The organism is Frankia nepalensis (genome assembly GCF_016786325.1).
GTDB classification, from domain to species: domain Bacteria; phylum Actinomycetota; class Actinomycetes; order Frankiales; family Frankiaceae; genus Pseudofrankia; species Pseudofrankia nepalensis.
Genome location: NZ_JADWYU010000149.1, coordinates 21,619 through 28,177 on the forward strand (window position 1 = coordinate 21,619; position 6,559 = coordinate 28,177).

6 protein-coding genes are annotated in these 6,559 nt (G+C 74.3%); 2 read left to right on the plus strand and 4 right to left on the minus strand.

What is annotated here, in order from left to right; translation table 11 throughout:
* Positions 1-200 precede the first annotated feature (200 nt).
* From cobA to prfB, 3 genes are all read right to left on the minus strand, one after another.
* Positions 201-992 (minus strand): uroporphyrinogen-III C-methyltransferase, encoded by a 792-nt coding sequence (gene cobA / locus I6A81_RS23320; RefSeq protein ID WP_203005536.1) that lies wholly within the window; start codon positions 990-992, stop codon positions 201-203.
* A gap of 107 nt (positions 993-1,099) precedes the next feature.
* Positions 1,100-1,465, minus strand: a complete 366-nt coding sequence (locus I6A81_RS23325) for a hypothetical protein (protein WP_203005535.1) — start codon at positions 1,463-1,465, stop codon at positions 1,100-1,102.
* Positions 1,466-1,578: 113 nt separating this feature from the next.
* Positions 1,579-2,682, minus strand: coding sequence for a peptide chain release factor 2 (prfB, locus tag I6A81_RS23330; protein WP_203005534.1), 1,104 nt, complete (start codon positions 2,680-2,682; stop codon positions 1,579-1,581).
* An 832-nt stretch (positions 2,683-3,514) separates the two neighbouring features.
* Here prfB and I6A81_RS23335 point away from each other — a divergent pair.
* Positions 3,515-4,519 carry a hypothetical protein gene (locus tag I6A81_RS23335; RefSeq protein ID WP_203005533.1) on the plus strand — a complete coding sequence of 335 codons (1,005 nt, stop codon included), beginning with the start codon at positions 3,515-3,517 and terminating at the stop codon, positions 4,517-4,519.
* Between the two features lie 42 nt (positions 4,520-4,561).
* On the opposite strand, the gene I6A81_RS23340 is transcribed toward I6A81_RS23335, so the two are convergent.
* Positions 4,562-5,071 (minus strand): pilus assembly protein TadG-related protein, encoded by a 510-nt coding sequence (locus I6A81_RS23340; RefSeq protein ID WP_203005532.1) that lies wholly within the window; start codon positions 5,069-5,071, stop codon positions 4,562-4,564.
* A gap of 355 nt (positions 5,072-5,426) precedes the next feature.
* Between I6A81_RS23340 and I6A81_RS23345 the strand changes: the two genes are divergently transcribed.
* Positions 5,427-6,443 (plus strand): hypothetical protein, encoded by a 1,017-nt coding sequence (locus I6A81_RS23345; protein ID WP_238430025.1) that lies wholly within the window; start codon positions 5,427-5,429, stop codon positions 6,441-6,443.
* The last annotated feature ends 116 nt before the right edge of the window (positions 6,444-6,559 follow it).

Sequence of the window (6,559 nt, forward strand, 5' to 3'; positions counted from 1 at the left end):
TTCCGAGGGCCGGGGTTGGCCGGCCACGTGGGGCGATGGAAATCGCTGGTGGCAACCGGTCCTGGGATCGGTCCATGGGCTGTGGTGCCCGATGAGGAAGTTTTCGGCACCATGGCATCTGGGATCATGATCGAACACCCCGCAGGTCATGACCAGCCGCCCGTCGGGGCCGCCCCGCCGACCGGTCACGAGGTTCCCCGCTAGTCGGGGACGCGGTAGGTCCCGATCTCGTCACGCAGGGCGACGACGTCGCCAATCACGATCACGGCCGGGGAGCGAACGCCGGCCGCTTCCGCCGCGGCGGCGATGTCGGCCAGGGTGCCGGTCACGACGCGCTGGCGGGCGGTGGCGCCGGCCTGGATGACGGCGACCGGCGTGGCCGCCGGGCGGCCGCGCTTCACCAGCTCGTGGCTGATCTTGTCAAGCGCGCCGACCCCCATCAGGACGACCACGGTTCCCGGGCCGGACGCGAGCGCGTCCCAGTTGGACGTCGATCCGGGATGGGACGGGTCGACGTGGCCGGACACCACGGCGAGGTCCTGGGTGACGCCCCGATGGGTGACGGGGATGCCCGCCAGCGCCGGCACCCCGACCGCGCTCGTCACACCGGGCACGACCTCGCATGGCACCCCGGCGGCGGCGCAGGCAAGCGCCTCCTCGCCACCCCGCCCGAACAGGAACGGGTCGCCGCCCTTGAGGCGGACCACCCGCAGGCCGCGCAGCGCCCGATCGACCAGCAGCTCGTTGATCTCGCTCTGGCTCAGGTTGTGGCCGTGCGGCCCCTTGCCGGCATCGACGATCTCGACCTCGGAGCGCAGGCCGTCGAGCAGCTCCCGGGGCGCGAGCCGGTCGACCACGACGACGTCGGCGCGGCGCAGCAGGTTCAGGCCCCGCACGGTGATCAGGTCCGCGGCCCCCGGGCCGCCCCCGACCAACGCCACCCAGCCCACGTTCTCCCGTAGCGCCACGCCGTCACCCGATTTCACCGTCATTGGCCACCTTTCCCGCGCTCGCCCACCTCCGGCGCGGACCCAGCGCCTTCGGGACCGAGGCCGTCGGCGGCGGGCCCGTCGGCCCGCCGTCCGGCCGTGCCTCGTCTCTACTCGGCTGTGGGGGGACGCGGGCCGCCCGCGTCCCCGAGGTCGATCGCGGCCACGTCCGGCCCGCCGCCGGCGGGAGCGCCGAGGTCGGCGAGCCGGGCGGCGTCGGCCGCCTCCAGCAGCGAGGCGTCCAGCAGCGAGGCGAAGCCCTGGAGCTCGTCGAGCTCCGTCAGGTCCGCGCACCCCGGCGGCGCCAGGTCACCGTCCGCCGGCGCGGGCTCCCGTAGGTCTCGACGCTCGCCGCTTGTCGGGTTGGCCGACTCGCGCGCCTCGCCGGAGTCCGCGAGGGCCGCCAGTTGCTCCAGCAGGCGCGCCTGCTCCGCTTTCAGGTCCGCGATCCGGCGCCCCCAGCCACGGCGGGCCATCGACCACGACCAGTGCGACGACCAGTGCCAGCGGCCCGCGGCCGGACGACGTCGTCCACGGGGACCGGGAGGCCGAGTATGCATGATGCGGGGCGGCTCTGGCGCGGTTCTGGCTAGTTCGCGGTCGACTCGGCCGAGCGGCGCCAGCGGATCTCGGCATCGATGAAGTCGTCGATCTCGCCGTCCAGCACCCCGCTGGTGTTGGAGGTCTCCACCTCGGTCCGCAGGTCCTTGACCATCTGGTAGGGGTGCAGGACGTAGTTGCGGATCTGGGACCCGAACGAGACGTCCTGCGGCCCGCCGGTCAGGCGCTGCTTCTCCGCGGCTTCCTCGGCCCGGCGGCGTTCCAGCAGCTTGGCCTGCAGGACGACCATCGCCGCCGCCTTGTTCTGTAGCTGGCTGCGCTCGTTCTGGCAGGTGACGACGATGCCAGTCGAGAGATGGGTAATACGCACGGCGGAGTCCGTGGTGTTCACGCCCTGTCCGCCCGGGCCGGATGACCTGAAAATGTCGATCCGAAGGTCCTTGTCGTCGATATCGACGTGGTCGGACAGTTCAACGACCGGGGTGATCTCGACACCAGCGAACGACGTCTGCCGACGGTTCTGGTTGTCAAACGGGCTGATACGGACGAGCCGATGCACGCCGTGCTCGCTACGCAGCGTGCCGTAGGCGTAGGGCGCTTTGATCAGGAAGGTGGCCGACTTGAGCCCCGCCTCCTCGGCCTCCGAGGTGTCGTACACCTCGGTGCCGTAGCCGTGCCGCTCCGCCCAGCGCGTGTACATCCGCAACAGCATCGCGGTCCAGTCGGCGGCGTCGACGCCGCCGGCGCCGGCGGACAGCTGGACGATCGCGTCCCGCTCGTCGTACTCGCCGGACAGCAGGGTGCGGACCTCGAGGGCGGCGATGTCCTTGGACAACTCGGGAAGCTGCTCGGCGGCCTCCGCCATGAAGTCCTCGTCCCCGAGGTCGAAGGCCGCCCCGACGTCGTCCAGCCGGCGGCGCAGCCCCTCGACCCGGCCGATGTCGCCGCGCACCGAGGACAGCCTGCGAGTGACCACCTGCGCCCGGTCCTGGTCGCTCCACAGGTCCGGGTCGGAGGCCTCCCGCTCGAGCTCCGCGGCCCGACGGCGCAACCCCTCGACGTCCAGCACGGTCTCGATACCGGTCAGGGTCGCGTCGAGGTTCTTGAGCTCCTCAGCGAAGTCGGCGGCCATACGAACCACCTTACCGATGCGCGCCCCTCCGGACGCGCCGGTGATCGCGCGCGTCCTCGGTGCCGCCAGCCCGAGCCAGGCGCCGGGATCACGGGTCCGCCAGCCGAGTTCACGGCTCCGCCGGCGTCGCGGCCGGCCGCGACCGCGACGCTGGCGGCGAGCCGTCACGGACCGTCACGGGCCGACCGGCTGGGGCGCGGCCAGCCCACACCGTGGGCGGACGCGGAGGTCGCCACCGCCACGGGAACCCGGCCCCGGGACGAGCCGTCTCCCGCGGAAACCCCGGGAGCGCCACCAGGAAGTCGTCCTGACACGGCGGGCCGGCCCGACCCACGTTGTTAACATGCAATTGCGTGGCGATACTTCCAAGAAACATTAGCGGCGTGTCGCGCAATGCTATTCGACATACGGCCAGTCGCCTTCTTGAACCGAGACCGAGGCCACAGGACTCTCCACCCGACTGGGTCCACACCAGCGCGGAACCAACGCTATCTTCAAACGAAGGTTCCCGCTACGCCGTGAGGTACTTCCAGATGCGATCACGTCGCGCGCTCCAGGCACCCGTGGCTTCCACGGCGACAGCCGGGGCCCGCCCGCGCGTCCTCACGACCGGCGCAGACCCATCCGGAGGCCGCGCGACAACAACGGCGCCGCGCGCGGTCGGAGGACCGGGAGCCAGCCCGGTCACGGGCCGCGCGACAATGGCGAAGCCCCGCGCGGCCCACGGGCCAAGAGCCGACACGGCCTCGGGCCGCGCGACAATGGCGAAGCCCCGCGCGGCCGGTGAGTCAAGAGCCAACATGGTCGAAAGCGGACCACGGAGGTCGTCGCCGTGTCGGACCTCGTCGACAGGCGTTTTCTGCTGCGCGCGTTTGGGGCCTCGGGGGTGGGCGCGATGAGCTTCGACGAGTCGATACACCTGGACCCGGTGCGCAGCACGACCGAGCTGCACCAGGCCTGCTCGGCGGCCCTGGTCGCGGCCGTCAAGGGCTACGAGACATCCGACCTGGCCACCACGGCGTCCTCGGTGCGGCCGCTGGAAAGCACCACCCGGGCCGTTCCCCGCGAGCGCCGCCTGCGCGGCCGGGACGCGCTCGACTGGATGCGGCTGCACGCCGCCGTCACGATGGTCTCCGCCGGCACCGACTACGACCGCGGCCTGCGCTCGGACGCCGCCGCCCGGTCGGACCGGGCGGCGAGCCTCGCCCGGGCCGCCGGCGACGGGCCGCTCGCGGCCCGGGCGCTGGCGCTGCGCGCCCGGCTGGTCCGCCAGCACAACCCGACCGTCTCGCTGCAGATCGCCGGCGCCGCCGCCCGGATCGCCGGGCTCAGCCCGACACGCGCGATGATCGCCGGCAAGGTGGTCGCCGGGGCGTACGCGGCGACGGGTGACGTCGTCGGCGTGCGCGACGCGGTCGCCCGGGCCTGGCGCACGATGGAGCAGTTGGACGACGCCGCGTACGGCCAGCCGGGGTTCGCGCTCGAGACCTACTCCCCCGCCGATCTCGCGCTGGCCTCGGCCGAGGCGCTCACCACGGTCGGCGCCGCCGAGGACGCCCGCCCGTATCTGGAGAAGGCCTACGGCCTGATCAAGGACAGCGGCCAGACCGGAATGATCGTCTCGGTCCGGATGGCGCAGGCGCGGGCCGCGCTCGGTGGCGCCAGGCCGGACCATGAGGAGGCGGCCGAGCATGCCGCGGCCGCAGTGGCGCTGGCCGCCGACCGGCCCGCCGAATGGGTCGCCCGGCTGGTCCGCGACGTGTCGAACCTCGCGGAGCAGCGCACCGGTCACGCGCTCGACGAGCTCGTCGCCATCACCGCGGCCTGGATCAAGTAGGCCGCCGCGCCGCTCGCCAGCCCGCGCCGGCTCGCCGGCTCGCTAGCCGGCCGCGGCGCGCACGACCGTCTGGGCGTCGGCCGACGCGTGGACGGTGACGGGGCCGACGCCGAGGAAGCCGACGAGCGGCAGCTCGACGACCCGGCTGCCCTGGACCTGGACGGTGTTCTCGTCCAGGAGGGACGCCGTCAGCACCGTCGCCCCGCTTGGGTCGGCGCGGTACTGGTAGTCGGCCACGGCGGTCAGCACGTCGGCCAGCGGCAGCCGGTCTCCCGGGTCCAGCGGGTCGGCGGCGGTGTACACGGCGGCCTCGTTGATCCGCTGGGCGGCGGCCAGCGCCGCCCCGTCCGCGGCCGAGGCGACCGAACGGCGGGCCAGATACACCGCCGACACGTCGGTGACCACGACGGCCAGCATCGAGGCGAGCAGCAGGTAGCCAAGCGTCAGCATCAGGACCGTGCCGCGGTCACCAGCCGCCCGCCGGCCGGCCGCGCCGCGCCGTCCCGCGGCCGACGCCACGCGCAACGGAACCACAAGCGCGCGAAACGGCATCACTCGTCCATTGTCGCGCACCGTGGCCGAATCCCAACATCCCGCCTCCGAGGCGCGCCAGAAGAGGCTGCCCCTGTGCGCCGAACCCTCATGCCCAGGGCGCGTTCCGCCGCGCCCTGGGAAAAGCCTCGCCGGCCGGCCGCCGGGCGAGCGTCGCCTGCCGCGGATCGGGTCGGACAGGTCAGTGCCGGACAGGTCGGCGACGTCATGCGCCACGCCGGCCGACGCCACCCCGGCCAGCGCCCCGGACGGTTCGCGAAGGATCGCGCCAGTCCTGGCATCCGTCAGCAGGCGACCGTTTGTTGACGGGCCATGGTTCTTTGGGTTCTATCGCGAGCAGGAGCAGGCCCGTGACATGGATGGCCTGACCGAGGAGGGGGCGCACGTGCGCGACCGGGAGGCCGACACACTGCTGCGCTTCGTCCGGGTGGGCCGGCCGGCGGCCACCGCGGCCGTCGCCCTCACCGAGGAGCCTGGCTCCGACCGGCGGGCCCAGGCGGACCGCCTCGTGCGGCACTGGCGCAACGAGCTGGTTCCGCTGGCCGCGCTGCCCGGGGTCGGTGGCCGGTTCGCGCAGCCGATCCGCGAGGTGCTCGCCGGCACCGTGCAGGGAATGCTGGTGCTCTCGCTCGCCCGGCTGGCCGGGGTGACCGACGAGCGCGAGCAGGTCCGGCTGGTCGCGAGCCTCGTCCTGCGCGAGCGGTTGCCCGCGGCCTGGGCGCCGGCGGCCAAGGCGGGCCCGGCGCGGGTGACCGTGCCCGCCGGGGACGCCGCCGTGCCCACGGCGGGCGACGCCGTCCCCGCCGTGGACGGCCCCGCGCTCCCCGCGGACAGCCCCGCGCTCCCCGCGGACGGCCCCGCGCCCCTCGCGGACAGCCCCGCGCCCCTCGCGGACGGCCCTGTGACCCCCGTGGACGGCCCTGTGACCGCCGCGGACGACGGCGCGACCAAGCCCATCCCCGCGGGCGTCACGCCAGCTCCCCGCGAGGCCGCCGAGGACGCTGAGGACGCCGCGGCCGAGGAGACCGTGGCCTGGAGGCTGGTCGCGCAACGGGTCCCGGTGACGATCTACCGGGCGGCCCGGGAGCTCTGGACGATCCACCAGCTCGCCGGCCAGCGCGCCGAGGGCCGCCTCTGGCACCGGGCGCTCGGCAACCTGCCGGCGGTGGGGATCGTCGGCGCCGCGCTCGGCGAGCGCCACGCCCTCGCCGACCTCGCCGCCGCGGCCTACGCGGAGCTCGGCCTGGCGCCCGTCGAGCTGGCGCCACCCTCGACCGCCGCCCGGGCCGTCAACACCGCCCGGGACGTGGCCGGCCGCCTCCCGGCCCTCGGTCGCGACCTCAAACAGCGCTCCCCCTTCCGCAAGCCTTAGGGTGCGTCCCGTGGATCTTCGGCCGCGCGGAGACGGCCTTGGATCGGTCGGGGCCCCCCCCCCGGCCCGCCGCCGCCCGGGGGGGTACGAGCCCGCGGGGGGCCGGGCCCCCCGGG